This window comes from Streptomyces sp. NPDC002125 (assembly GCF_053593715.1).
Window position 1 is genome coordinate 77064 of the sequence record NZ_JBSFDD010000019.1, and the last position, 23914, is coordinate 100977.

The 23914-nt window shown below is 68.8% G+C and carries 24 protein-coding genes, 1 pseudogene and 1 CRISPR repeat array; of the genes and pseudogenes, 15 read left to right on the top strand and 10 right to left on the bottom strand.

The genetic code is table 11. The features are described 5' to 3' along the window. Positions 1-356 precede the first annotated feature (356 nt). Genes casA through cas2e form a run of 7 tightly spaced genes read left to right on the top strand, consistent with a single transcriptional unit; the run spans position 357 to position 6760 of the window. Positions 357-2051, top strand: coding sequence for a type I-E CRISPR-associated protein Cse1/CasA (gene casA, locus ACWCQM_RS27805; protein ID WP_450917853.1), 1695 nt, complete (start codon positions 357-359; stop codon positions 2049-2051). Beyond that, complete coding sequence (gene casB, locus ACWCQM_RS27810) at positions 2048-2746, top strand: type I-E CRISPR-associated protein Cse2/CasB (RefSeq protein WP_450917854.1); 699 nt, start codon at positions 2048-2050, stop codon at positions 2744-2746. The genes casA and casB overlap by 4 nt, the downstream gene beginning before the upstream one ends. Further along, positions 2743-3936 carry a type I-E CRISPR-associated protein Cas7/Cse4/CasC gene (cas7e, locus tag ACWCQM_RS27815; RefSeq protein ID WP_450917855.1) on the top strand — a complete coding sequence of 398 codons (1194 nt, stop codon included), beginning with the start codon at positions 2743-2745 and terminating at the stop codon, positions 3934-3936. The genes casB and cas7e overlap by 4 nt, the downstream gene beginning before the upstream one ends. Further along, a complete protein-coding gene (cas5e, locus tag ACWCQM_RS27820; RefSeq protein WP_450917856.1) occupies positions 3933-4658 on the top strand; it encodes a type I-E CRISPR-associated protein Cas5/CasD in 726 nt (241 codons plus the stop codon). Before cas7e ends, cas5e begins: the two co-directional genes overlap by 4 nt. Then, the gene (gene cas6e, locus ACWCQM_RS27825) at positions 4658-5434 is read left to right on the top strand and encodes a type I-E CRISPR-associated protein Cas6/Cse3/CasE (RefSeq protein ID WP_450917857.1); all 777 of its coding nucleotides are present in this window, start codon (positions 4658-4660) and stop codon (positions 5432-5434) included. The genes cas5e and cas6e overlap by 1 nt, the downstream gene beginning before the upstream one ends. A 4-nt stretch (positions 5435-5438) precedes the next feature. Beyond that, positions 5439-6416 carry a type I-E CRISPR-associated endonuclease Cas1e gene (cas1e, locus tag ACWCQM_RS27830; protein ID WP_450917858.1) on the top strand — a complete coding sequence of 326 codons (978 nt, stop codon included), beginning with the start codon at positions 5439-5441 and terminating at the stop codon, positions 6414-6416. Next, on the top strand, positions 6413-6760 hold the full coding sequence (cas2e, locus tag ACWCQM_RS27835) for a type I-E CRISPR-associated endoribonuclease Cas2e (RefSeq protein ID WP_450917859.1): 348 nt from the start codon (positions 6413-6415) through the stop codon (positions 6758-6760). Before cas1e ends, cas2e begins: the two co-directional genes overlap by 4 nt. Positions 6761-6852: 92 nt before the next feature. Further along, positions 6853-7187: direct repeats of the CRISPR family, unit length 29 nt; unit sequence GTGCTCCCCGCGCGTGCGGGGATGGTCCC. 303 nt (positions 7188-7490) lie between these two features. Here cas2e and ACWCQM_RS27840 read toward each other — a convergent pair. Continuing rightward, complete coding sequence (locus ACWCQM_RS27840; protein ID WP_450917860.1) at positions 7491-8444, bottom strand: alpha/beta hydrolase; 954 nt, start codon at positions 8442-8444, stop codon at positions 7491-7493. A 48-nt stretch (positions 8445-8492) separates the two neighbouring features. Here ACWCQM_RS27840 and ACWCQM_RS27845 point away from each other — a divergent pair, with 48 nt between their 5' ends. Beyond that, on the top strand, positions 8493-8885 hold the full coding sequence (locus ACWCQM_RS27845) for a MerR family transcriptional regulator (RefSeq protein ID WP_450917861.1): 393 nt from the start codon (positions 8493-8495) through the stop codon (positions 8883-8885). Between the two features lie 309 nt (positions 8886-9194). On the opposite strand, the gene ACWCQM_RS27850 is transcribed toward ACWCQM_RS27845, so the two are convergent. Both ACWCQM_RS27850 and ACWCQM_RS27855 read right to left on the bottom strand, forming a co-directional pair. After that, entirely contained in the window at positions 9195-9329 is a 135-nt protein-coding gene (locus ACWCQM_RS27850) for a hypothetical protein (protein WP_450917862.1), read from the bottom strand. A 423-nt stretch (positions 9330-9752) separates the two neighbouring features. Continuing rightward, positions 9753-10115, bottom strand: coding sequence for a hypothetical protein (locus tag ACWCQM_RS27855; protein WP_450917863.1), 363 nt, complete (start codon positions 10113-10115; stop codon positions 9753-9755). Between the two features lie 1241 nt (positions 10116-11356). On the opposite strand from ACWCQM_RS27855, the gene ACWCQM_RS27860 reads away from it, so the two are divergent. The 3 genes from ACWCQM_RS27860 to ACWCQM_RS27870 all read left to right on the top strand — a co-directional run bounded on the left by ACWCQM_RS27860 (position 11357) and on the right by ACWCQM_RS27870 (position 14431). After that, the gene (locus ACWCQM_RS27860) at positions 11357-12373 is read left to right on the top strand and encodes a bifunctional DNA primase/polymerase (RefSeq protein WP_450917864.1); all 1017 of its coding nucleotides are present in this window, start codon (positions 11357-11359) and stop codon (positions 12371-12373) included. Next, the gene (locus ACWCQM_RS27865; RefSeq protein WP_267080975.1) at positions 12370-13917 is read left to right on the top strand and encodes a DNA primase family protein; all 1548 of its coding nucleotides are present in this window, start codon (positions 12370-12372) and stop codon (positions 13915-13917) included. The genes ACWCQM_RS27860 and ACWCQM_RS27865 overlap by 4 nt, the downstream gene beginning before the upstream one ends. 133 nt (positions 13918-14050) lie before the next feature. Further along, the gene (locus ACWCQM_RS27870; RefSeq protein WP_450917865.1) at positions 14051-14431 is read left to right on the top strand and encodes a DUF6009 family protein; all 381 of its coding nucleotides are present in this window, start codon (positions 14051-14053) and stop codon (positions 14429-14431) included. A gap of 113 nt (positions 14432-14544) precedes the next feature. On the opposite strand, the gene ACWCQM_RS27875 is transcribed toward ACWCQM_RS27870, so the two are convergent. The 4 genes from ACWCQM_RS27875 to rsgA form a co-directional block, all read right to left on the bottom strand. Continuing rightward, positions 14545-14730, bottom strand: coding sequence for a hypothetical protein (locus ACWCQM_RS27875; protein ID WP_450917866.1), 186 nt, complete (start codon positions 14728-14730; stop codon positions 14545-14547). Further along, positions 14727-15017 (bottom strand): hypothetical protein, encoded by a 291-nt coding sequence (locus ACWCQM_RS27880; RefSeq protein ID WP_450917867.1) that lies wholly within the window; start codon positions 15015-15017, stop codon positions 14727-14729. Before ACWCQM_RS27880 ends, ACWCQM_RS27875 begins: the two co-directional genes overlap by 4 nt. Positions 15018-15497: 480 nt before the next feature. Beyond that, complete coding sequence (locus ACWCQM_RS27885; protein ID WP_450917868.1) at positions 15498-16013, bottom strand: GNAT family N-acetyltransferase; 516 nt, start codon at positions 16011-16013, stop codon at positions 15498-15500. A 64-nt stretch (positions 16014-16077) separates the two neighbouring features. Continuing rightward, positions 16078-17193, bottom strand: coding sequence for a ribosome small subunit-dependent GTPase A (rsgA, locus tag ACWCQM_RS27890; RefSeq protein WP_450917869.1), 1116 nt, complete (start codon positions 17191-17193; stop codon positions 16078-16080). Positions 17194-17721: 528 nt separating this feature from the next. On the opposite strand from rsgA, the gene ACWCQM_RS27895 reads away from it, so the two are divergent. Next, on the top strand, positions 17722-18612 hold the full coding sequence (locus tag ACWCQM_RS27895) for a hypothetical protein (protein WP_450917870.1): 891 nt from the start codon (positions 17722-17724) through the stop codon (positions 18610-18612). 68 nt (positions 18613-18680) lie between these two features. Then, positions 18681-19190 (top strand): SUKH-4 family immunity protein, encoded by a 510-nt coding sequence (locus tag ACWCQM_RS27900; RefSeq protein WP_450917871.1) that lies wholly within the window; start codon positions 18681-18683, stop codon positions 19188-19190. 200 nt (positions 19191-19390) lie between these two features. Here the strand turns inward: ACWCQM_RS27900 and ACWCQM_RS27905 are convergent, their stop codons facing one another. Continuing rightward, entirely contained in the window at positions 19391-20215 is an 825-nt protein-coding gene (locus ACWCQM_RS27905) for an alpha/beta fold hydrolase (RefSeq protein WP_450917872.1), read from the bottom strand. A 92-nt stretch (positions 20216-20307) separates the two neighbouring features. Between ACWCQM_RS27905 and ACWCQM_RS27910 the strand changes: the two are divergent. Further along, a pseudogene (locus ACWCQM_RS27910) lies at positions 20308-20472 on the top strand (transposase); the annotation flags it as partial. A gap of 40 nt (positions 20473-20512) precedes the next feature. Further along, positions 20513-20632 (top strand): hypothetical protein, encoded by a 120-nt coding sequence (locus tag ACWCQM_RS27915; RefSeq protein ID WP_450917873.1) that lies wholly within the window; start codon positions 20513-20515, stop codon positions 20630-20632. A gap of 439 nt (positions 20633-21071) precedes the next feature. On the opposite strand, the gene ACWCQM_RS27920 is transcribed toward ACWCQM_RS27915, so the two are convergent. Both ACWCQM_RS27920 and ACWCQM_RS27925 read right to left on the bottom strand, forming a co-directional pair. Beyond that, a complete protein-coding gene (locus ACWCQM_RS27920; protein ID WP_450917874.1) occupies positions 21072-21311 on the bottom strand; it encodes a hypothetical protein in 240 nt (79 codons plus the stop codon). A gap of 53 nt (positions 21312-21364) precedes the next feature. Further along, positions 21365-23725 carry an N-6 DNA methylase gene (locus tag ACWCQM_RS27925; protein WP_450917875.1) on the bottom strand — a complete coding sequence of 787 codons (2361 nt, stop codon included), beginning with the start codon at positions 23723-23725 and terminating at the stop codon, positions 21365-21367. Between the last annotated feature and the right edge of the window lie 189 nt (positions 23726-23914).

Below are 23914 nucleotides of genomic sequence, written 5' to 3' on the forward strand. Positions count from 1 at the left end.
GGCCAACGCCGTTGCTGCGTTTCCCTGCGCTCCCTCGTCCGTGAGCCCGCCCAAGGGCAGTGAATGCCCCACCAGGAGGGCTAACCAGAAGACGACGACGACAGTTCCTGAGACCAGAACCCATCTGACCCAAGCGCGCAAAATCCCTCACTCCTTCGTCCGACATCCTGTACGAAGACACATGTGGGTGTTTCTTACTTGTCGCAGGCACTCTAACGAATACGCCGCTCGCCCTGGGCCTCCTGAAGCGAAAGCCAGCGTCATTGCAGCTCAGGAGCACCCAACTTGGCGTGTCGTCACCTATTGGAGGGCGCATCGGTTCATGCACAACGAGAAGAGGAACCTTGAGGTGACCCGTGCCTGAAAGCAGCCAGAGCAACCGCAGCGACGCGCCCTCGTTCGACCTGACCTCACAGCCCTGGATCCCCGTGCTCAGGATCAACGGCGAGCAGGACGAGCTCTCCCTGCGCCAGGTATTCGAGCAGACGTCCGAGCTGCGACGGATCGTCGGAGATCTGCCCACCCAGGAGTTCGCCCTGGTGCGTCTCCTCCTCGCTGTCGCTCACGACGCGCTCGGCGGACCCGAGGACATCGACGACTGGTCCGACCTATGGGGCGACGAGCAGTGCTTCGCACCCGTAGGCCCGTATCTCGACGCGCACGCCCACCGATTCGACCTGCTGGACGCCACGGCGCCGTTCTTCCAGACCGCAGGCCTGCGAACGGCGAAGGACGAGGTGTTCTCCCTCAACCGCATCGTGGCGGACGTCCCCAACGGCGAGCCGTTCTTCAGCGCCAGAATGCCCGACGTCGATCGTCTCACCTTCGCCGAAGCCGCCCGCTGGGTCGTCCACGCGCACGCGTACGACACTTCCGGAATCAAGACGGGCGTGGAGGGCGACAAGCGCGTCAAGGGTGGAAAGGTCTACCCGCTCGGCGTCGGCTGGGCGGGCAACCTCGGCGGGGTCTACGTCGAGCGCCCCACGCTGCGCGAGACGCTGCTCCTGAATCTCGTGGCCGCCGACACCACCGGCGTGAGGATCGACGAGCAGGACGCCCCGGCTTGGCGCCGCGATCCCTCAGGTCCGGGCGGAGCCGAGCGGGCGTCCACCGGGGTGCGCGACCTCTACACCTGGCAGACGCGACGGCTGCGGCTGTACTTCGACGAACAGGGCGTGCACGGCGTCGTCCTCGGTTACGGCGACCCGCTCAGCCCTCGTAACAAGCACGACCGCGAGCCGATGACGGCCTGGCGGCGCAGCCTCGCTCAGGAGAAGAAGCTGCGGGAGAGCCCCGTCTTTCTGCCACGCGACCACGCCCCCGAGCGAGCGGCATGGCGGGGGATCGCCTCGCTCATCGCCGACACCCTCCCCGCCCTGCAGGGATCGGAACCTCCCTCCTCGCTGCGTCCCGCTGTCCTGGAATGGGTGGCCCGCCTGGTGTCGGAGGGCAGGCTCGAACGGGGCTTCCTCGTGCGGGCGCGCGTCATCGGCCCTCAGTACGGCACCCAGCAGTCCGTGATCGACGAGATCGTCGACGACTCCGTGTCCATGGCCGTCGTCCTCCTCCACCGGCAGGACCGCCGCTATGCCGAGCAGGCCATCGCCGCCGTCGAGGACGCAGACCGTGCCGTGTACGCCATCGGCGACCTGGCCACCAACCTGGCCCGGGCCGCCGGCGCGGAGACCGACGGACCTCGGGCCACTGCCCGGGACCGTGCGTACGGACTGCTCGAAGCCCCGTACCGCGTCTGGCTCCGAGGCCTGGCCAGGACTGACGATCCGTACGAGCAGCGCCTGGCGTGGCAGCGCGACGTCCACAAGATCGCCGCAAGGTTCGGCGACGGGCTCGTGGCCGCCGCCGGGGACGGTGCGTGGCAGGGGCGGGTCGTCGAGACGAAGAAGGGCACGGAGTGGCTCAACTCGGCCTTGGCCGACAAGTGGTTCCACATCGCCCTGAACAGGGAGCTGGGAAGCCCCGACCCGTCCGGCACCGACCCGGCCACCGATGAACGGACGGACTCCGAGACCACCGTGAAGGCACTGACATGACCACCGTCGCCGCACCGCTCACCCCACGCAACCAAGTCGCCCGGCTCGCCGCCCAGATCGTGACCCCCCTGCAACAGGGCTACGTCGCCGACCGGTCCCCGGACGTGGCGGCGCTGGCACGGCTGCGCCGCGGCGCCGGACGTGAGGCAGGACAGCTCCCGGACCTGTGGAGCCTCATCGACACCAGCCCCCTGCACGTGCCGCCGGACGACGCCCAGCCCCTCAACGAGAGCGAGCTCGTGCGTGCCGAGGACGCACTGCATGTGGCCCTCACTCTGTGGGCGCTGCACCAGCAGTCCCGCCCCTCCGGCATGCACCAGGCCGATCGGAAGGACAGTCGCCGAGGGCTCGGCACCGCCGTACGCCGCCTGATGAAGCCCGGCGAGATCGACGAGCCGTTGCGCAAGCGCCTGGTCCGCGCGGGCACCGCTCCTGACCTGACCAGCCTGGCTCAGCGGCTGCGCGACATCGTCGTTCTGCTGCGCCGCGCGGACATTCCCCTCGACTACGCCCTGCTCGCAGGACAGCTCTACACCTGGCAGTGGCCTGGCGGCGCCGACATCGTGCGCCGTGAGTGGGGCGGTTCCTTCCACGCCTGGCACGACAAGGACACCAAAAGGCCGGAGTCAGCCGGCTCCGCCGCAGCCGGCGACGACACCACCGACACCACGGACATCGACAAGGACGCCTCGTGAACCGCATCTTCCTCGACGTACACGCCCTCCAGACCGTCCCGCCCAGCAACCTCAACCGTGACGACACCGGCGTGCCGAAGACCGCGGTGTACGGGGGAGTGCCGCGCGCACGGGTCTCCAGCCAGGCCTGGAAGCGGGCGGCTCGCTCCTACTTCTCCGAGGAGCACCTGCTGGATCCGGGCGAGCTCGGCGTACGGACGAAGAAGATCGTGGAGGCGGTGGCCGAACGGATCACCAGGCTGGACCCCTCGGTCAGCGACGAGGCGGCTCTGCGGATCGCCGACGAGACCGTGAAGGCCACGGGCCTGAAGACCGAGGTGCCCAAGCGCAAGGCGAGCGCAGCCAAGGAAGGGGAGCCGGAGCCCGCGCCGGAGGCCAAGTACCTCGTGTTCCTCAGCACCCGTCAGCTGGACGGCCTTGCCCGGCTGGCCGTGGAGGGCGCCTCCGACATCACGGCCCACCTGGCGAACAAGGAGACGAAGGCCAAGGCCAAGGAGATCGCGGACACCCACCACTCCGTCGACATCGCGCTCTTCGGGCGCATGGTCGCCGATGCCGCCGACTTCAACGTCGACGCCGCCGTCCAGGTCGCCCACGCCATCAGCGTGCATCGCGTGGAGAACGAATCGGACTACTACACCGCGGTCGACGACGAGAACACCGATGAGGAGACCGGCGCCGGCATGATCGGCACGGTCGACTTCAACTCGTCGACGCTGTACCGCTACGCCGCCCTCGGCGTGCACCAGCTCGCCGCGAACCTCGGCGAGGGTCTGCGCGACGACGAACCCCTCACCACCCCAGTGCGGCGGGCCGTGGAAGCCTTCGTGCACGGTTTCACCGCGTCGCTGCCCACGGGGAAGATCAACACGTTCGGACACCACACGCTGCCCGACGCCGTGGTCGTGAAGCTCCGCACCACGCGTCCGGTCAGTTTCGTCGCGGCCTTCGAGGAACCAGTCCGGGGCGACCAGGGCGGTTACGTCCGCGAGGCGTCCGAACGTCTCGCGGAGTACATCCCCGACATCGAGCGAGCGTACGGCGACGAGGGCTCCACCCTGACCTGGGTTCTGCGTGTGGGCCCGAACACCGCGAAGCTCGCCGGGATCGGTACCGAGGCGCAGAACATCGGCGAGCTGGTCGCCGCTGTCGGGCAGGCAGTCGCAGAGCGCCTGGAGAAGCCCGCATGAGCGTGCTCAGCCTGAGGCTCGCGGGCCCCCTGCAGTCGTGGGGGGCCTCCGCGCGCTTCACCCGTCGCACCACCGAGTCCGCTCCCACCAAGAGCGCGGTCATCGGCCTGCTCGCCGCGGCCGCGGGCATCGAGCGAGGCGACGACGCGAGCCTCGAGCCGCTGGCAGCGCTCCGGTTCGGTGTCCGGATCGACCAGCCCGGCAGCCGGGTACGCGACTTCCAGACCGCGCATCACGGGGTCAGCGGCAAGTCGATGCCCCTGTCGGAGCGCTTCTATCTGGCGGACGCCGTGTTCGTCGCCGCCGTCGAAGGCGATGCCACGCTCCTCTCCGGCCTCCATGCCGCGCTGCGCAACCCTGTGTACCCCCCGTTCCTGGGCCGGCGCTCATGCCCGCCGGCACAGCCCGTCGACCTGGGCCTCCATGACGGTGCCGCCTCATTGATGGAGGTACTGGGCGAGGTGCCCTGGCAGGCGTCCACCTGGTACCGCAGGCAGCAGAGCGAGCAGACGGACGTCGAACTGACCGTGCTTCGCGAGGCCTGCGGCGACGAGGGGGAGTTCGCCGACACTCTCCGCGACCAGCCGGTCAGTTACGCCGCCGAACACCGCCGACATTCCCTGCGCACCGTCGTCAGCGACACCGTGCGCGTTCCCCGCCTGCCCGGCGGAAGGCTGCCTCGGCATGACCCGTTCGACGCCCTCCAGGAAGGGAACGCCTGATGTTCCTCACCCGCTTCCGCGTGAACACCGCACGCCCCGGCGCCCGCAGACTGCTGTCGTCCCCGCAGGTGCTGCACGCGGCCGTGATGTCCTCCTTCCCGTCGCTGCTGCCCAGTGACGCTCCTCCTCCGGACGGGCCGCGTGTCCTGTGGCGCCTGGACCACACCGCACGAGCCGAGGTCATGCTCTACGTCGTGAGCCCCGAGCGGCCGGACATGACGCATCTCGTCGAGCAGGCGGGCTGGCCGGCCGCGGCCACCGGCTCCGCACCAGGCTGGGAGAGCCGCCCTTACGGCCCGCTCCTGGACCGGCTCACACCGGGGGAGCAGTGGGCGTTCAGGCTGACGGCCAACCCCGTCCACCACATCCGTCGTAAGGCCGACGAGCCCACCAAACGGACCGCGCACGTCACGCCCGTGCACCAGATGGGGTGGCTGCTGAAGCAGCAGGAACGTTGCGGATTCCGTGTCCTCGAGAAGCCGGCCGACCGACGCCTGCTTCCCAGCGGGACGACCCACACAGGGCAGCCCCACCACGGCGACGGGTACGAGCTCACGGTCCACGACAAGCGCGCCCTGTCCTTCGACAAGTCCCGTGGCCCGGCCAAGGGTGCGGCACGCAAGGGGGCGGTCAGCCTGGTCACCGTCACCTTCGACGGCCGGCTCGAAGTCACCGATCCCGAGAAGCTGCGCCGGACACTGCGGCAGGGAATCGGCAAGGCCAAGGCGTACGGCTGCGGCCTGCTCACCCTCGCGCCTCTCGGGACAGCAGGGTGACCCGATGACGACGGTCTCCCGACGCGCGGCCCTCACCCCACGCCAGCTCACCCGCACCGGAGAACGGCTTTCCTTCGTCTACCTCGAACGCTGCGTCGTGCACCGCGATGCCAACGCGATCACGGCCGAGGACGCCGAAGGCACCACCCACATCCCGTCGGCGACGATCGGCACCCTGCTCCTGGGCCCGGGCACACGGATCACGCACCAGGCCATGAGCGTCCTCGGCGAGACCGGAGCCGCCGTCTGCTGGGTCGGCGAACAGGGCGTGCGCTACTACGCCGGCGGACGGGCACTCACCCGCTCGTCCGCCCTCGCCGAGGCACAAGCCGTGCAATGGGCGAACGTCCGCAGCCGGCTCGGCGTCGCACGGGCGATGTACCGCCTGCGCTTTCCGGACGAGGATCCCGCCGGCCTGACCCGCCATGAACTCCTCGGGCGCGAAGGCCGCCGCGTCAAGGACTGCTACCGCGCCCAGTCCGCCCGTACCGGAGTGCCCTGGCGAGGCCGCCGGTACACCCCGGGGGACTTCAGCAGCGGTGATGCGGTCAACCAGGCCATCACCGCCGCTGCCCAGTGCATGTACGGCATCGCCCACGCGGTCGTCGCCTCCCTGGGATGCAGTCCGGCTCTGGGCTTCGTGCACTCCGGCCACGAGCTGTCCTTCGTCCTGGACGTCGCCGACCTGTACAAGACCGAGATCGGCATCCCGCTCGCCTTCGACATCGCCGCCGAGGATGAGGAGGACGTCGGCTCGCGCACACGCCGGGCTCTCCGGGACCGCATCAACGAGGCGTCCCTGCTGGACCGCTGCGTAGAGGACATCAAGACGCTCCTCCTGGGAGAGAAACTGATGGCGAACACCGCCACGAACGACGCCCCGGACGTCGTCACGCTGCAGAGCGATGGAGGCCGGGCAGTGGCCTCAGGCCGCAACTACGGCGGGGGAGAGGACTTCGACGTCCTGGAGACGACCTGGTGACCGTCATCGTCCTCACGAACTGTCCCGCAGGCCTGCGCGGCTTTCTGACCCGCTGGCTGATCGAAATCTCCGCCGGAGTCTTCATCGGCAACCCGTCCGCACGCATCCGTGACCTGCTGTGGGCAGAGGTCCAGGAGTACGCCGACCAAGGCAGGGCCCTGCTCGCCCACACCACGAACAACGAGCAGGGCTTCACCTTCCTCACGCACGACCACGCCTGGCACCCGGTCGACCACGAGGGCCTGACGCTGATCCGTCGGCCGAGCCGGGACAGCGCTTCCGCTGGGCAGCGTCCGAAGAGCTGGAGCAATGCGGCGAAGCGTCGTCGCTTCGGACGGAGGTGACGGAAGATTTGGAGCGTTTAGGTGTTATGCCCGTTTTGATGAAACTACTCCAAAACAGTGGTCAGGCTTAGCAACGCTGCAGGTCACGAAGAGTGCTCCCCGCGCGTGCGGGGATGGTCCCGGGCCCCGAAATTTCTCGACCTCGCTGCTGGCGTGCTCCCCGCGCGTGCGGGGATGGTCCCGCGGTGACCGACGCCGCGTACTGGAAGGTCCTGTGCTCCCCGCGCGTGCGGGGATGGTCCCCGACCTCCCCGACGGGGACGCGACTGTTGTTCGTGCTCCCCGCGCGTGCGGGGATGGTCCCGGCCTGTACCAGGGCGACTATGTGCCGGACGCGGTGCTCCCCGCGCGTGCGGGGGTGGTCCCCACATCTCGCCGACGTTCGCCGGGACGAGGCTGTGCTCCCCGCGCGTGCGGGGATGGTCCCCGGGTGACCATCTCGTCCACGCCCGGGTCGAAGTGCTCCCCGAGCGTTCCGGGCAGGGCCGCTCGACGATCCGGACCCCGCCCCGGCCACCGTGCCGTCGCCCGACCGGTTCGCCGCCTGCGCGATGTCCGGGGAACCAGTGCTCCGCCGGGTTGCTGCGAGCTGGTCCGGCCTGCCCGCAGCACTCGTCGGGACACTCGCCCAGGACGACGACGAGGAGGTCCGCATTCGGTTGGCCTCAACCACCCTGCAGAGGCCGGGCGCCTCGAGCAGCGGATCAGAGAGTTACGGCACCTCCTACCGTCACCGGGTGAAAACCGTCGCTAGCGCGAGGGCGGCCTCACGCCGGGCCTTTCCGCTGTCGTCGAACGGGTGGCGGACGAACTCGTGGATCATCCCCGGATACCGGGACACCGTCACCGGGACGCCCGCCTTCTCCAGACGCTGTCCGTACTCCTCGCCCTCGTCGCGCAGCGCGTCGAACTCGGCGGTGACGATCAGCGCCGGCGGTAGACCGGTCAGATCGGACGCCAGCAGCGGGGAGACGCGGGGGTCCAGCTTCTCCTGTTCGCTGGTGAGGTAGTTGTCCATGAACCAGTGCTGAGCGGCGCGGCTGACGTTGCCGAATCTCCCTGCGAAGGCCTGGATGCTGTGGTTGGTCCTGCGGAAGTCGACGTCCGGATAGATCAGCAGTTGGAAGACCAGCGCCGGTCCGCCGAGGTCGCGTGCGAGCCGTGCGACGACAGCCGCCAGGTTCCCGCCCGCGCTGTCGCCGCCGACCGCGATCCGCGCAGGGTCTCCTCCGATGTCGCCCGCGTGCTCGGCCACCCAGGCCGTGGCGGCGAGGCAGGCCTCGGGTGCGGCGGGGAACTTGTGCTCGGGAGCCAGCGGGTATTGCACCGAGACCACGACACAGCTCGCACCGTTGGCCAGGCTGCGGCACAGCCCGTCATGGGTGTCCAGGTCGCCCACGACGAAACCGCCGCCGTGGAAGTACACCAGCACAGGGAAGGGCCCGGTGCCGACGGGGGTGTAGATACGCACCGGGATCGGCCCGGTCTTGGTGACGATCCGTCGGTCCTCGACCGCCGCGATGGGTTCCGGCTCGCCCAGGAGGGCGATCTGCCGACGCCAGCCCTGTCGCGCCTGCTCAGGGGTAAAGGTGTGCAGCTCGCCGACGTTCGCGGCGGCCAGGCGGTCCAGGTAGACCTGGACCTGCGGGTGCGGGAAGCCGAGTGGTGCTGTCGAGTCAGTCATGGGCTTATGCTCCGACTTGAAGCGAGGTTCAAGTCAAGGAGCGGTTTCATGACCCTGCTCGATATCGCGGAGGTAGCCGAGCGGTCGGGACTGGCGCCGTCGGCGCTGCGTTACTACGAACGGCGGGGCCTCATCGCCTCCGAAGGCCGCAACGGACTGCGCCGCACCTTCCGCTCCGATGTGCTGGCCCGCCTGACCCTGGTCACGTGTGCCCGTGCCTCGGGTTTCACCCTCGCCGAGATCGCCCGGTTCGTGACCGCAACCCCCGACGACACCGAACTGCGCGTCCACTTGGCGGCCAAGGCTGAGCAGTTGGACACTGAGATCGACCGGCTCACCCGCATGCGCGACAGTCTGCGCCACGCCGCCGTCTGTACCCGTTCCCCCCTGGTCGAATGCCCCAACTTCAAGCAGGCCATCTCCGACGACCCGGCCAACTGACACCAACTCCATGACCATCGCACGGTGGATCGCGCAAGGCTTGCTCTCCGCATTCCCCAGGGTGCCCGACCTTTGATCGTGCCCACGAGAAGAAGACTGCCGGAGTAGCGCCGAGACGATCTCTGGCACCCGCCCGACCGCGCGGAAACCCGTTGGCTGTCGGTGTTCCCGGCTGGAACGATCCTGGGATGACCGACCACCGTGACGCCGTCCTGCGCCTCTGGGGTCGCCAGCTCTACGAGCGGCAGAGCGAGCCACTCACCTGGGCGGAGGCACTCCTGGAGGCCACCGGTCGCCCGCCGGCCGCCGTCACCGCGGCGATGTCCGGCCTTCGTCCTGCGCCGGGGCTTGTGCGTAGGTGTTCTGGAAGTCTCTTACGACGGTGTCGACCGGCTTGTTGATGAAGGTGGTGTAGGTGCCCTGGAAGTAGAAGTTCTCCGTCACGGTGGCTCCTGATACTCCTGAGTGAATGACGACACGACAGTCGGTGAAGCGGTGACCCGGGCTCTCCACCACGGCAGATGCCGCCGGAACGAGGGCCTCGCGTATGGCCTGCTCGGCCACACGCACACCCGGGCAAACGCCTCGCTGTCGGCGTCCCGGTCGGCATGCGGTGCCGAATCAAGGCGCCGCATGGCGGCTTGTACGGAGACCAGCATGCCGATCCTGTACAGGATGCGCCGGATGTAGCGACCGAAGGAGTCGACCTCCGGCGGTCTGGCCGTGGGCCCGAGCAGCCGGGCCAGGTGGCCGAAGAGCGTACGGAACCAGGCCGGGGTCGCTTCCTGGACGGGGAACACGATCCGGTCGGCTGGACCCGGTACGTCGGCCACGTGTGCGCAGGGGCCAGCAGGACCAAGCAGGGCATCAAGGCGGGGTCGACACCGAGGCCGGCCGCGGCCTCATAGATCCCCTGGGCGTCGTACGGCTGCCAATCCACCAGCGCAACGGGGCCAGGACGCGATACACCTCGGCCTCCAGGTGCCGTCGCCAGTACCTCTTGACCGCGTCCGGACCGCGCTGTTTCTCGACGACGAAGATGCGGGTGGCCGGCCCGGACAGAGCATTGAGATCGTCCAGGTGCGTGCGGACGTAGGTAGCCAGTTCCACGTGGGCGTCGGTGTACAACAGGACGCCGAAGAGGCGGGGCCCTGCGTCAGCTGCCGGTGCGTCGGCGGTGAGCTGAAGGCGCTGGAAGAGGGCGGCTGCGTCGGGGGCCGGGCCCAGCATTGGGTCATCTGTGGAAGGCGGTTGAGCAGCAGAGCGTCCAGCTCGCGCCAGTCGGTGTTCTCGTCGTCAGGTGCCCGCGCGGCTCCAGTGACCCGAAGCAGAGCCTCGACCCCGTCCAGATAACTCGCTCCGAAGGGAATGTGACGGGTGACCGTCCAATCCCCTCGCTGCACTGCTGCATCGAGTTCCCCCTACCGCCCGGCCCGAGCATACGTCCATCTCAACAAGCATGCCGCTGAGGAGAGTTGGGGGTTTTACGAACACCATGCAGGTTCCATCCGTCTCGTGAGGTTGCCACATCAGCTGCTCGACCGACCCTCCTCATCACCTGGCTAATCACCAGTCTTGTCCGGACACCTCCGATGAGCCGTAGAACCTGTCAAAGAACAAACGAACGCCTGCCAAGCGCGGGCGCCGACCCTTCCCAAGTCGTGCCCCGCAAGCAAGTGGTCCTCGTCGTTCCAACTGTGTTCGCGCAGCCTCTCCCGGTTCACGACAGCGCGGGCGCGTCCGTCGTACCGGGGGCGGTCGTCAGCTTCACGCTCCCCTGTGTACTCCCCCCTTCACGCCCCCCCTCTCTGTAGACAGCACTAGACGAAGAGCAGTACGCGGCTGAGGGAGGGACCGAACTCGTTCAGTCCCTCCCTCGTTCAGTCCCTCCGCAAAAGACCAGGTCAGAGCTGTGTGCCCGGGGACCGAAGGGACTGAAGGGACCGAAACTCCCTGTTCCAGCTGCGTGCGCGCGTGCGTATGTACGCGTACGTAAGAGGTACCTCTTCATATCCTGGTGCGCTGATAACTACGAAAATGAGTCCCTTCAGTCCCTCCGGTCCAGCCCACAAGTGCTCTGACCTGCATAAACACCTCCGGGACTGAAAGGGGACCGTTCAGTCCCCCGCCCCATGCAGGCCTTCGGTCCCTCAGGCGGATACCTGAGGGACCGACAGCTCCGCCCGCGGCGGACATCAGGGATCGAGGGACCGAAGGGACTCATTTTTCGATAAGTGCTCATGCCTCCCTCAGAGCGGCATCCCCATCGGCTAGGCTCTCTCTGCTATAAGGGAAAGTCAGTCCCTTCAGTCCCTCAGTCCCTCGTACCGTCCTACCTGACCAGGTAAAACGTCACGGGACTCAGCTGACAGACCACGCCCGGCCACACAAGAGGAACGGATCGACGAACAGTGCAGCGCCCCGCCGACACCGCCTCGCCCGGAGTCGCGCAGCAGCCACGACCTGCGGACGTGGCCCGCTGGCTTGCAGGCCGTCAGTGGCCGGTTCACCCATTGGCCCCGGGACGCAAGACGCCGGCGGCCAACTGCGAGCAGTGCCGTACGCGTAGTCACGAGCCCTCGGACTGTCCCTGCCATGCACGAGGCTTGTGGTGTCACGGCTTCCACAGCGCGACCACCGAGCTCACGCGTATCGCTGCCTGGTGGGGGAGGGAGCCCCGGGCAGGCGTCGGTGTGTCCTGCGGACCGGCGCACCTCGTGATCCTGGACGTCGACGCCCACGCCGCGCCCGTCCCGGCGCGCGACCGGCTTCTGCCGGGCATCAGGATTCCGGAGCAGGTCGATCTGGCCGGGCTCGCTTCCGGCTTCGACACGCTGGCCCTTCTCGCCGCCTACCGGCAGCAACCCAATCCAGCCGAGGACGAGACCACCCTGCGCGTCCGCACTCCGTCCGGGGGCCTGCACATCTGGTACGTCAATCCCGAGCCCGCCGTCCGCTACCGCTCCTCCACCGGATCGAGCCCCAGGACCGCGCTCGCCTGGCAGGTCGACGTACGAGCCCACGGTGGATACGTCGTGGCCCCCACCACCCGCATCACGGCGGGCGTCTACGCGCCCCTCGGGGCCGTACGGGAGCCCGCCCCTCTCCCCGCGTGGCTGGCCGCCGAACTGCGGCGCACGGGCCACGTCATACAGGCCTCACCGGTTCCCGGTCCGCGGCCGCAGAGACAGGCCCGCCCGGTGAGACCCGGCGGCGCGCAGGCGCTCTTGCAGTCGCTCGTCGAGACCGTTCGTGAATGTGCCGGCCATACCGAAGGGATGGGCTTCACGGAGAAACTCAACCGAGCGGCATACACGGCAGGAGGGCTCGCCGGAGCAGGCCATCTGAACCAGGCCGAAGCCCGTCAAGAGCTGACAGAGGCCGCTCACTATGCTCGTCCCCACCAGACCCGCCGTAGTGAGACGATCATCGACGCAGCCCTTTCCGCAGGCGCCAGTCGCCCGTTCCACCCCAAAGGACTCGCATGAGTAGCGCCGAGAACAGCCGCTTCGACGCGGCTGCCGCCGCTCAGCAGATGCTCGACATCGAGGCTGCGGCCCCCGCATGGGTCCCCCCGCAGCAGGTGCAGCCGCCGGCCCCGGCCGACACACCCGTTCTGCTGCCTCCGATGCTCACCGACCGGGGTAACGCGAAGCTCTTCGCCCAGCTCTACAGTGACCAGTTCCGCCATGTCGAAGGCCTCGGCTGGTACTGCTGGGACCAGTTTCGCTGGAAGCGAGTCGGTGGGGAGAAGGCCGCTCTGTGGGCTGCCGGCGACATGGCCGAGCAGATGTCCGCCACCGACCCCCGCGGCATCTTCAGCGAGCGCGAGATCGCCCAGCACCGACGACGCACCATGTCCACGAGTGGGATGAAGGCGCTGCTCCACCAGGCGAAGGCCGCGCCCGCACTCAGTCTCGACCCCGATGTGCTCGACGGCGACGCCTACTCCCTCTGCACCCCCGCGGGCGTCGTCGACCTCCGTAACGGCCGCCTGCACAAGCCCGATCCACTCCGGGACCTCCACTCGCGCGCCACCCACGTCGCCCCCCAGGCGATGCCCACCCCACGGTGGCACGCCTTCCTGGACGACACCTTCGGCGACGACGCCAAGGGCCGGGAGATGACCGACTTCCTGCACCTGCTGCTCGGGTACTCCATCACCGGCGATGTCGGCGCGCAGGTCCTGCCGTTCCTCTGGGGAAAGGGAGCCAATGGAAAATCGGTCCTTCTGGACGTCATGATCCAGGTCATGGGGGACTACGCCGACGCGGCCCCACCGGGCTTCCTCATGGACAAGGGCAACTTCGCCGAGCACTCGACGGAACTGACGGAGCTGCACGGCCGCCGCATCTTCGTATGCAGCGAGCTCAAGCCCAACGACAAGTTCGACGAGGCCAGGGTCAAACTCCTCACCGGCGGCGACAAGATCAAGGCCCGCCGCATGCGGCAGGACTACTTCAGCTTCACCCCGACCCACAAACTCTGGCTGCTCGGTAACCACCAGCCCGAGGTCGGGACCGGCGGGCACGCGTTCTGGCGTCGTATCCGCCTCATCCCCTTCGAACGAGTCGTCGTCGCCGACCGGAAGATCGACAACCTGGCCGGCGAACTCGTCCAGGAGGAGGGCCCGGGCATCCTGCACTGGCTGATCGAGGGTGCCATCCGATACCTCACCACCCGTGACCCGCTGACCGGTCCGACCTCGGTCCGCCTGGCCACGGCGGCCTACGAGACCACCGAGGACCACATCGGACGCTTCCTGAGCGAGTGCTGCATGCGCCAGGGGCCGGACACAGGGGATCTGCGTGTCGAACAGGGGCTCCTCTACGGGACCTACACCGCATGGTGCAGCTCGGAGGGCATCCGGGCCGACACGGCGCGGGCCTTCGCCGGCCGCATCCGCCAGGAGATCGGACTCGCCTCCCCGGCCGAGATGCTGAAGTCCAGCGGGAAGAAGTACTACCCCGCCCTGGCCCTGCTGCCGGACGACATCGCCCGTTCCGACGAACCCGCAGGCAGGCGCCCATGAGCTCCGAGGCATGCTGCCCAGGATCCGGGCATCGTCTTACCATGGGGACGTCCGCAGATCGTCGTACCGCCGGGTCCGCACCGAGCAGTCGCATCCACCCGTACCGCCACACCACCGACAAGGAGTTGCGGCCATGAGCTCGTTGCTGCACGAAAGCCAGCTCGCACACGAGGCGAACGTGGTGTGGCTCGAGGACCTCGACGCACTCGACTACGTCCGCCAGGCGCTCGACAAGAGCACCCGCCGCAGCGGGAAGCCCCGCTACGCCCGTGACGGGCGCATGGTCGGCTACGCGGAGCTCGACAAGGACGCGGAGGCCAACCCCGACAGCGGCCTCTTCCAGCGCCGCACCTTCTTCCTGCTGCCTCACGACAGGCCTAACGACCCGGAGGGCCTCTACAAGGAGGGCGCCCCGGGCGAAGCGGTCGATCCCCGGACGATCGAGCCGCGGCGGGTGGGGGAGAAGACGCCTCGCTCGCAGGGGAAGCTGCGAAGCGAGATAGTGCCCTCCTGACGGCGCCCCTGCCCGCCCCTGCCCGTCCGGGGCCGACCTCGTGGAGAGACACGCCAGCCGGCCACGTGGGGACGTGTTCGACGAGGTGCTCCACGAGGTGATCCACGATCTTCTCAGCGGCTGCCGCACGGGTCGTCGTCCGCAGCCACCGGCTCGGTGTCTGCCGCCAGGCAGGAGGAGTACACCCGCGGCGGGGTGGGCCGCGGCTCCGGTTCCGAGCTGCCGCCCCCGGCCATGACCGCCCAGGCGCCGATGACGGCGAGCCCGGCTGCGGCGGCGACCCAGGTACGGCGGCTCACTGGTCACCGCTGAAGTGGTGACGGAGTTCGTCACCACAGTCGTTCTCGTCACCGACCTGGATGCGCGAGAAGGTCAACACGGTGTCGTTGCCTTCCTCCTCGGATTGCGCCAACTGCGTCTCGATGTCCGCGATGCGCTCGGCGCACTCGGCGCTGACGGGCTCTTCGGTCTTCGGGTCCGGTGACGAGGAAACGTTCAGACCGGCGGTGGCGGCGAGGCCGACCACGCACAGCACAGCCCACGTGGCCACCCATGCGCGGCGGCTCATCCGTATCGGCTCAGGCATTCAGGCATCCTACGAGCGCCGTCGCGGGCCGGCGAGATCACCGGCTGTTGTCGGCCCAGTTCTCGTATAGCTGCCGCCAAGGGCGAGTAACGCCGAGTAACTACACGGGGCTGCGGTAGCGTTGCCGAAGAGAGCGGCGAAGTCGTCGTGCGCCGCCTCGACGGTCTCGGGGTACGCCTGGGCCTTCCTGTGCTCGGCGATCGCCCGGTAGATGCCGGCGACGCTGGGGCTCTGCCCTTGCGCTTGCCGGGTGGGATGATCAGGTCGGGTTGGATCTGCTCGACGGACTCGCCGCCAGCGCGGCGCCGGAGCACGGTGTGAAGCATGTCGTCGGTGGTGACCGGGGGTCGTGGTGGGGTCTCCGCCGGCCACCCACCGCAGGCGGGCGACTGCCGCATCCAGGCAGACAACGCGCGGGACGCCGCGGCCGGCACCGGCCCATCGCCGTCGTGTGCGATGGGCCGGCCGGATTCGGGTCCGTCAGACTCCGAAGGGTGCCGGGTAGCGGATGGTGCCCTTCGGGGCGGGAGCGGTGGCATCCAGGGCGAGGACCATCATGGCCTCGTCGGGTACCTCGAAGGCGGGGCGGATGCCGTGGCGTGAGGCCGGGGTGAACCCGAAGCGCGGGTAGTAGCCGGGGTGTCCCAAGCAGGTGACGAGATTCTCGCCCTGGGCGCGGGCGGCGTCGAGGGCCGCGCGGACCGCGGCGGATCCCGCTCCCGTCTTCTGGTAGGCGGGAAGTACCGCGCACGGGCCCAGCACGAGGGCGGGGCTGTCGTCGATGTGGCAGCGGGTCAGCAGCGCGAAGCCTGCGATGGTGCCGTCCGGGGTCTGTGCGACAAGGGAGAGGCCGTCAATCCAGGCCGGGTCGGTGCGCAGGGCCTCGACCAGGTCGGCTTCCAGCGGGGTCGGGAACGCGGCGAGGTTGACCGCGCGGATCGCGGCGACGTCGGCGGCGGTCTCGGGGCGGGTGGCCCAGGTGAGGGGGTTGTTCATGAGGAGGGGCTGCTCCGTTTCGCAGAGGCACAGGGGGAGGTCTGAGTGGCACGGTCGTACGCCGTCACTGCTGACGCTCGCGGAAGCGATAGGTCGCGCGCAGATGGCGGGTGATGGACTTCTGCTGGTCCGTGCGGCCGGCCCTCATGCGGGCGTCGCTGCGGGAGGCCGCCCAGTCGCTCTCGCGCAGCAGCTTGCGGTAGCTGTCCAGGCGGCGTTCACTCATCTGACCGGTGTGGATCGCCCGCTGGACCGCGCAGTCGGGCTCGGTGCCGTGGCCGCAGTCCCGGAAAGCGCACTCCTGAGCGAGCTGCTCGATCTCGGCGAAGACCTGCTCCAGACCGTCGGCGGCGTCCTGCAGGCCGATCCCGCGCAGCCCCGGGGTGTCGATGAGGACGCCCCCGCCGGGCAGCAGGAGGAGTTCGCGGTGAACGGTGGTGTGCCGGCCCTTGCCGTCCTGGGCCCGCACCGCGCCGGTCGCCAGGACTTCGTCGCCAAGCAGCGCGTTGGCCAGCGTGGACTTGCCCGCGCCCGAGGGGCCGAGCAGCACCGTGGTGCCGAATGCCACCGCGGTCAGGACGTCCAGGCCCGTACCGGTGGCGGCGCTGGTGACCACGGTGTCGACGCCCGGCGCCAGAGCGGCGACCTCGGCCTGCACGGCGTCGGCGCCGGACGGGTCCGCAAGGTCCTGCTTGGTGAGGGCGAGCACTGGCCGGGCGCCGCTGTCCCACGCCAGCGCGAGCAGCCGCTCGGTCCGGCCCGGATTGAGCGGGTCCGCGAGCGAGACGGCGATGACCGCGGTGTCGATGTTGGCGGCGAGTGCCTGCCCGCGCGAGGAGCGGTCGGCGCCGGAGCGCACGATGGCGCTACGGCGCGGCAGCAGGGCCATCAGCTGCGGATCGGAGCCGGTGCGCAGGGCGGCCCAGTCGCCAGTGCACGGGGAAAGGACGGGATCCGGCGAGGAGACTGCCGAGGAGCCGGCCCGTACCGGGCCGGACTCGGTGGCGACGTCGCACTGACCACGGTCCACACGCACGATCCGGGCCGGCACCAGACCGGCGGCGCGATGCGCGGCGAAGGCGCGGTCGAACGCCTCGTCCCACCCGAATGCGGCCAGCGTTGAACCGGCCGACCCGGACGACGAGCTAGAGGTGGAAGAGGTGGAGAAGAAGGATGACAACTTGAGAGACCTTTGGACGAGGGCCCCGTCAGGACGTCACACGACCACCGCGCGAGCGAGCACGCTCACAGCAGGATGGAGGGAAACGGATTCAGACCGGGACCCGGGACGTGAGGATGGTCCGGGCGCTGCTGACAGCAGCGGTCTCTACCGCGATCATTAACCTCACCTCCCTCGAATAGTCACAAGCCGAAAAGTCCTTCAGGAGCGTATCACCTGATTCGACTGTCGAGCCTCGAGTGGCGGCTCACCCGGTCATCACAAGAGCCGCTCCGGGGCCATGACACAGGGGTCTGATGCGGGGTTGGGTGAGGTTCAGTCACGCGGCGCGGAGGGCCGGTGTGGACATGACGGCTTCGAATTCGACAAGGGTCAGTCGGCCGAGGGCGGCTGACTCCTGACGACCGTGAGGGGCTGGGGAATGAGGCGGCCCCCGCTCGGAGGGAACGGGTGCCGTGAGCTAACGGCACCCCCGGTCGGTCCGACCCCTCCCGCAGGGTGCATGATGCCCTGCGGGAGGGGATTTGAATGCGTTCAGAAGCACGGCTGATCCGGGTGCGCGAGCGGTACGGCGCGCTGCTGACAGCGTCGATGTCGGTGTTGTTCGTCGAGGCGGTGCTCAGCGGGATCGCGCTGGCGGTGTGGACCCAGACGCAGGCGAGCCCTGATCTGCCGTACAACCTGCTGAACTACATCTTCTGGGCTGTTCTGGCGGTGGTCCTCACGGTGGTGGGGGCGTTCGCGGCCGCGGCGGCGTCGGCCGGGCTGGTGATCCCGCTGGTGCAGCTGGCCGGGTGGCTCGGCCGGGCCTGGTGGTGGGTCCCGGTGGTCGCGGCTTCGGTGACGCTGCTGCCGGTGTTCGGCTGGGCGTTGCAGATGAGGGCGGGCTTCGGGTGGGCGCTCGTGCTGTGGCTCGCGGCCGCGGCGGGGTGGGCGGTCGCGGCCCTGGTCGTACGGCGGCTGCTGCTGCCGGACCGGCCGAGGATCGGCGGCGGCGTGATGTTCGGGTGGCTGGCGCTGTACGGAACGCTCGCGGTCGTGACCGCCGTCGCCCTGGCGGGCTTCGGCCTGTGGGCCGGGATCGGGTACGAGCCGCCGCGGATGAGCGTGGAGCGGCTCGCCGGGACGTGGAGCGACGGGGCGGGCGGCACGCTGGTCCTGGGGGAGGACGGCAGGGCGACGGCGACCGGCCTGAACATGTACGACTTCGGCGGGACGAAGGAGGAGTGTACGGGCACGGGGAGTTGGTCGTACGGACCGGGCGACAACGCCTGGGACCAGGGGGTCGGGGCGACGGTGGAGGGCTGCGACAGCGGGTTCTCGTGGGAGTTCTTCGGCACGGAGGAACACCCGAAGCTCTTCGCCTACATCGGCGACCCCGACTCCTGGGACCTGTACATCCTGGAGCGCCGCGGCTAGGTCCTGTCCGATGGGTCGTCCGCGCGGTCTGAGAGGATCGGATGGACGGATCGAGCAGGGGGTGCCGGTTGCCGAGCGCGCTGTGGCTGCCATATGACGCGAGTTCTCTCGCGCGCCTGGGTTTGGGCGGTGAGGCGGTGTCCGGGCTGGGCGAGCGAAGGTTGCCGTCCGACTGCAATCGCATGTTCGTGCGGGACGCGGGTCGGGAGCTGGAGGCCCGCGACCTTCCGCCGGGTCGGGCTGCGTTCCTCGGCGCGTTCGAGGACGGCGTCAACACGTACTGGCTGCTGATCGACAGCGGCGAAGTCTGGATGGTCCGCGGCTATGAAGGCGATGGGGACCAGCAGTACGGGCTGGTCAACTCTTCGGTTGTTGGTCTGCAGGACGTCCTGGAGGTGTGGTCGGCGTTCGCCTGCTCGGGAAGGACCGATGCGGACGACGACTACGAGGACTACGTCGAAGACGTGCTTGAGCGGGCCAGGCAGAGTGATCCGGTGGTGTTCGAGGACGACGAAGCCTGGTGGTCACGCGTTTTCGAGGAAGTCGAGCTCGGCGTCTTGGTCCCGGAAGACCAATAGGCGAGGACGTGGAGGTCACGGGCGGAGCCACAATCGGATCGCCGCGACCGTGACCGTCCCGTGGAGGATACGCCCTCTTGTCGTGGCGCACCCACCAGGTACGACAAGCGCGCCTACGTCTTCCACGGCACCGTCACCGCGATCCGTCTGTGGCTCAGGCCTTGACGTGACCAGCCCGGCCCGGCAGTTTCCGGACAGCTTCAGGAACGCGGCAGGAAACGAGTGATCTCCGCCGCCACAGCTTCGGGGATGATCGACGGCGCAAAGTGCATCTGGCCGGGGAACGTCGTGTAGGTGACGTGGGGCAGCGCGCTCGCGAGCCGGTCGAGAGTTGCCGGCATCGGCTGCCAGGTGTCGGCGCCGCGCATCAGCAGCGTCGGGACGGTGACGGTGGACCAGCGCCCCATATCCGCTGAGTCAGCGGCCATCGATTCGAGGTCACGGTGCCAGCCGAGCGCGTCGTCTGGTTCATCGTCGGTGGGCTCACCCGCATCCATGAGGTCCAGCAGCGCGGCCGGGACGCGGGCCACTTTCTCCGCCAGCAGCCGATCGGCCCGCCGCCGGTCGCCGTTCGCGGTCAGTGCCGCGAACTCGTTGAGCACAGGTGTCAGCTCTTCACCCGCCGCATACAGCGGCGGTTCCCACAGCACCAGCGAGCGAACCGGCAGCCCGGATGCCCCGGCATGGAGGGCGACGGTGGCGCCATAGGACATGCCGACCAGATCAACGGGACGGCCAATCTTGGCGATCAGCGCCTCAAGGTCGCCCACCTCGTCGGCAAAGCGCTTCGGTGATCGGCCCGGCCCGCTCGGGGCATACCCTCGGCGGGCGGGCATCCAAAGCTCGAACCGGGCGGCGAGATGTTCGGCCACCGGTTGCCAGGAATGCAGTCCACCGCCGGAGCCGTGGACCAGGACGACCGGTGGCCCCGCCCCGAGCTGCCGGTAGCTGATGGCGCTTCCATCGAAGGACTCCAACGACGCTGTGGTCCCGCAGGACTTTGACAAGTTGATCTCGCTCGGCATGCCAGGACCGTTGCACGGCTGTCCCGGCCGGTCTACCGAGTTTCCGCAGCTGAAGCAGCCACCCTCAACCCGGCTCCATGATCCGCCGGACACCCCGTCAGTACTGCGGAGCACTCGGGAAGCGGGCGAACTGCCAGATCGCGGTCAGTGTCCATGCCGCCACCGACACCGCGTCCTGTCCGTTTGACTGGCAGTTGTATCTGCCCCGGGAGTGGACGGACGAGCCGGACCGCTGCCGCCGGGCCGGCGTCCCCGACGACGTCGCTCGCCCTGCGTATCTGGGGCTCCCTGCACGGCATGGTGTCACTGGAGGTCTACGGACACCTGCATAACCAGACCATCAGCCCGGATAAGCTCTTCCGAGAGGAAATGAGCGCACTTTGCGGTCGTTGGGGATTCTCGCTCGGTGATCCGTGATCATGGGCTTCTGCGCGAGGCAGGTCTGCATGACGTGGATGCGCGAGCACGACACCCGAGCCGAGGCCGGCACCGTCAAACCCCATGGAAGCGTGCGATTTTCGAGATCGAAGACGTGGGCGTTTTCCTCGGCCTGGACGTCGGCAAGTCCGCTCACCACGGGCACGGGCTCACCCCCGGCCGGGAAGAAGGTCTTCGAGCAGCGTCCAGACCTCAATGAGGTTCTCCGGCTCCCAGTCCTGCCGCACCCGCGCGTTCCTCGCTCCGAATCAGATGATCACCACATCGTGGCGACTGGGCCTTGTCGGCCACAGTGGTCCAGCGCGGATCGATGTGGCCCAGCCATGCCTCTTGTATTGTCGGCCGGCGCGCATGGTGCGCATGAAAGCAAGTCTTGTCCGCCCCGCACCGGATGGTTCTCGACGTACTGTCAGGACAGTCAGCGTGACCGTCGCAGCTCCCTGACCGCTGCGACGGCGCCCAGGCAGATGATCATCGTCGAGCCGAAGGCCGTGCCGCCCGACAGGACCGCCTCTGCGAGTCCCGAGCCACTGTGCTGTTTCAGCATCACCACCACGAGGGCGACGACGACCGAGAAGAGCACCATCACCAGGAGCCACAGTGCCCAGGTGGGGGAGGGCGAGACGGGTACGGGCGGCGGTGTGGTCGGGGCAGTCACAGAGACCTCTTCATCGGCGGAGGGGGGCTGGGGCGGGGGAGTGCGGTCGGCCGTCATGAGTGCCTGCCGCCTTTCGGCTGCCTGGCGGCAGGCAGGTTCCAGGTCATCAGACGTTCCGCCAGCGCTGCGCGGGTGTGAGCAGCCGCTGCGGCGAGGCGACTGTGGGCCGTGGCCTGGGCATCGAGCGCGTCGAGGACCGCGACGACGCGCTGCTGTTCGGTGTACGGGGGAAGCAGCACGGGCTGGTTGCCCAGCGCCGCAGCGCTGATGGACGGTGCACCGGTCGCCGTCGCACGGTCCCGTACCCAGGCAACCGAATCGGGCCGCCCCAAGTAGGCCGCGAGATAGCCGGGGTGGACACGGGCCAGGTGCTTGTCCTCCATTCTGAGCCGGATCACGTTGGCGCTCATCAGCCAGCCGGCGCCTACATCCCGGACCAGGGCCGGGGGACCCATGGCCCCGGTCCGGACGCAGACGATGTCCTCGGTCCGGAGCAGGAAGCGGTCCAGGCTCCGGGCCCGGGTCTCCGTCACGTGCCGGTCATCGGCCATCTCTGCGAGGCGGCCTCCGCGCACGTTCTGGGGATACAGGAGGCGCACGCCACCGTCGGTCGTGATGTGCTGCTTCAGCAGGCTGTACGACGGGCCCGCCTGGATGGTGCACAGGTCCGACAGGGTCACACGCTCCCACTCGACGTCATCGAGCAGAGCCCTCTGCCGCTCGACCTGTTCCAGGGCCGAGGACGCGGCGGCATCCGCCTCCCGCACCTGCTGCTTACGGAGCACCAGTACGGTCAGAGCCTCCTGATGGGCGGCCTCCGCAGTGCTGCGGCACGGCTTGTGCGTATCGATGTGGTCCACGGGACTGAGGGACCAGTCCCGCTCCCTGATGGACTCCTTGGTCACGACCGCGGTCGGCACAGCGGGGTTCTGCTCGTTGCCGCCCGGGTGGAGGCAGCCCCGGTAGGCGTCGAGAAGTGCCTGTACGTCCTCGTCCTGGAGGGCGCGCTTGCCTCGGACCGGCGTACCCACCTCTCGTCCATCGAGGAACGCGATCTCGTCGCAGGCATGGGACGGATGGACCAGGAACCACACCGAGACGGGCACCGATGTGTGGGAGAACAAGCGGTCCGGCAGGGCGATGACGGCCTTCACCACGCCGCGCTCCACCATGGCCTGCCGGATCCTCTTCTCCGACCGGTTCGCCGAGTTGCCGGCCTTGTTGGGCATGATCACGGCAGCGGCGCCGCCCTCATTGAGCGTGCTGAGCACGTGCTGCACATAGGCGAGGTTGTCGTTGCCCTGGGGAGGGGATCCGTACGGCCAGCTGCCCTCGGCGCGGGGTTCTCCGGTGGAGTCGCTCATTTTGAACGGGGGGTTGCTCAGTACGAGGTCGAACCGCTCTGCGGAGAACGCTCCGGACGCGGTCCAGGGCGGCGCGCCGGAGGAGACCCGCACGCTCGGCCGCGCGCCGAGGAGAGCGAGATTCATCGTCGCCAGCGGTGCCGTGTCCCGCCCGTGGGTGAGACCGCGGACTCGCATCCTGCGCGGTGCCGTGCCCTGCTGTGCACACCAGGCGGTCGCCGCAGCGAGAAGCTCTCCGCCCCGGGCGTACGGGTCGTAGACCCCCAGCGGGACGCCGGCCGCTCTGCTCTCGTCAGCGATACGGACCATGACGCGTGCCACGGCGCGCGGAGTGAAGAACTCGCCACTGTCCAGCCCGGCCAGCAACTCGTACTCGTCGAGCATGAGCTCGAAGGCCTCCGGCCCGAGCTCGCCCACGAGGTGCACCACGTGCCGCAGATCTCCGTACGAGCGGGGTTCGAGGCGCACCAACGCCTGGTGCATCGCCGGGCGCATGCCCAGCAGCCTCAGCTCTTCGTCGACGGCCGCGGCGATGTGCTTGAGGAGAGCGGTGGAACCGTCCGAGCCCTTCCCCGTCGCGGACATCTGGACGATGTCGTTCCAGTGAGTTCCGCCGGACAGCCTCAGGAAGTGCAGCGACACGAGCAGATTCACGTAGTCGACCCTGGAACCGGCTCCTCGGACCCGGTCGCAGAGCTGCCCCATGAGCTCCCGCACATGGTCCGCGGTGCGCGGATCGGGCCGGGCCTCCGACGCGGTCGGCCGGGGCGCGTCCGCGTCGGACGGTGTGGTTCGGACATGGGACCGGCGTGCCCGGGCTCCGAACGTCGTTCCCTCCGGATCGCCCTGCAGCAAGCGCCGGGGGATGGGGCGCTCGTCGAGCCAGGCGAGGACATCAGCGCGACGGAACAGCTTCGAGGTGCCGCCGCCTTCCGAGGACGGAAAGCCGGGGGCGCGGCGCCACTCGGTGATGGTCGCCCGGGAGACGCCAGCCAACGAGGCGATCTCCGCCTGCGAATGGAGCTGGTCACTATGGTCAGCGGTGGACATGATCTGAACTCCCTCGTGGCCGCCGCTCGGCGGCCCTTCTCGTTGAACGATAGGGAGCGAGAGCCGTGTGACCTAGATGCGCACTGTCGGTGCTCACTTACCTTACAACGAGGCACACGCCTCTACGAGGTACCTTGAGCGACGTAAAACCAGTGCAGGGACAGCGTCTGACGATCTATTTCGCGCTTC

What these genes read in the sequence shown, in the direction of transcription:
- ACWCQM_RS27840 (WP_450917860.1), bottom strand. Translation starts at nt 8,444, where the DNA reads ATGACTGACTCGACAGCACCACTCGGCTTCCCGCACCCGCAGGTCCAG.
- cas1e (WP_450917858.1), top strand. Translation starts at nt 5,439, where the DNA reads ATGACGACGGTCTCCCGACGCGCGGCCCTCACCCCACGCCAGCTCACC.
- cas6e (WP_450917857.1), top strand. Translation starts at nt 4,658, where the DNA reads ATGTTCCTCACCCGCTTCCGCGTGAACACCGCACGCCCCGGCGCCCGC.
- ACWCQM_RS27885 (WP_450917868.1), bottom strand. Translation starts at nt 16,013, where the DNA reads ATGAACAACCCCCTCACCTGGGCCACCCGCCCCGAGACCGCCGCCGAC.
- ACWCQM_RS27845 (WP_450917861.1), top strand. Translation starts at nt 8,493, where the DNA reads ATGACCCTGCTCGATATCGCGGAGGTAGCCGAGCGGTCGGGACTGGCG.
- ACWCQM_RS27915 (WP_450917873.1), top strand. Translation starts at nt 20,513, where the DNA reads ATGGTGTCACTGGAGGTCTACGGACACCTGCATAACCAGACCATCAGC.
- ACWCQM_RS27895 (WP_450917870.1), top strand. Translation starts at nt 17,722, where the DNA reads ATGCGTTCAGAAGCACGGCTGATCCGGGTGCGCGAGCGGTACGGCGCG.
- casB (WP_450917854.1), top strand. Translation starts at nt 2,048, where the DNA reads ATGACCACCGTCGCCGCACCGCTCACCCCACGCAACCAAGTCGCCCGG.
- ACWCQM_RS27855 (WP_450917863.1), bottom strand. Translation starts at nt 10,115, where the DNA reads ATGCTGGGCCCGGCCCCCGACGCAGCCGCCCTCTTCCAGCGCCTTCAG.
- ACWCQM_RS27925 (WP_450917875.1), bottom strand. Translation starts at nt 23,725, where the DNA reads ATGTCCACCGCTGACCATAGTGACCAGCTCCATTCGCAGGCGGAGATC.
- ACWCQM_RS27865 (WP_267080975.1), top strand. Translation starts at nt 12,370, where the DNA reads ATGAGTAGCGCCGAGAACAGCCGCTTCGACGCGGCTGCCGCCGCTCAG.
- cas5e (WP_450917856.1), top strand. Translation starts at nt 3,933, where the DNA reads ATGAGCGTGCTCAGCCTGAGGCTCGCGGGCCCCCTGCAGTCGTGGGGG.
- ACWCQM_RS27905 (WP_450917872.1), bottom strand. Translation starts at nt 20,215, where the DNA reads ATGCCGAGCGAGATCAACTTGTCAAAGTCCTGCGGGACCACAGCGTCG.
- ACWCQM_RS27870 (WP_450917865.1), top strand. Translation starts at nt 14,051, where the DNA reads ATGAGCTCGTTGCTGCACGAAAGCCAGCTCGCACACGAGGCGAACGTG.
- ACWCQM_RS27880 (WP_450917867.1), bottom strand. Translation starts at nt 15,017, where the DNA reads ATGCCTGAGCCGATACGGATGAGCCGCCGCGCATGGGTGGCCACGTGG.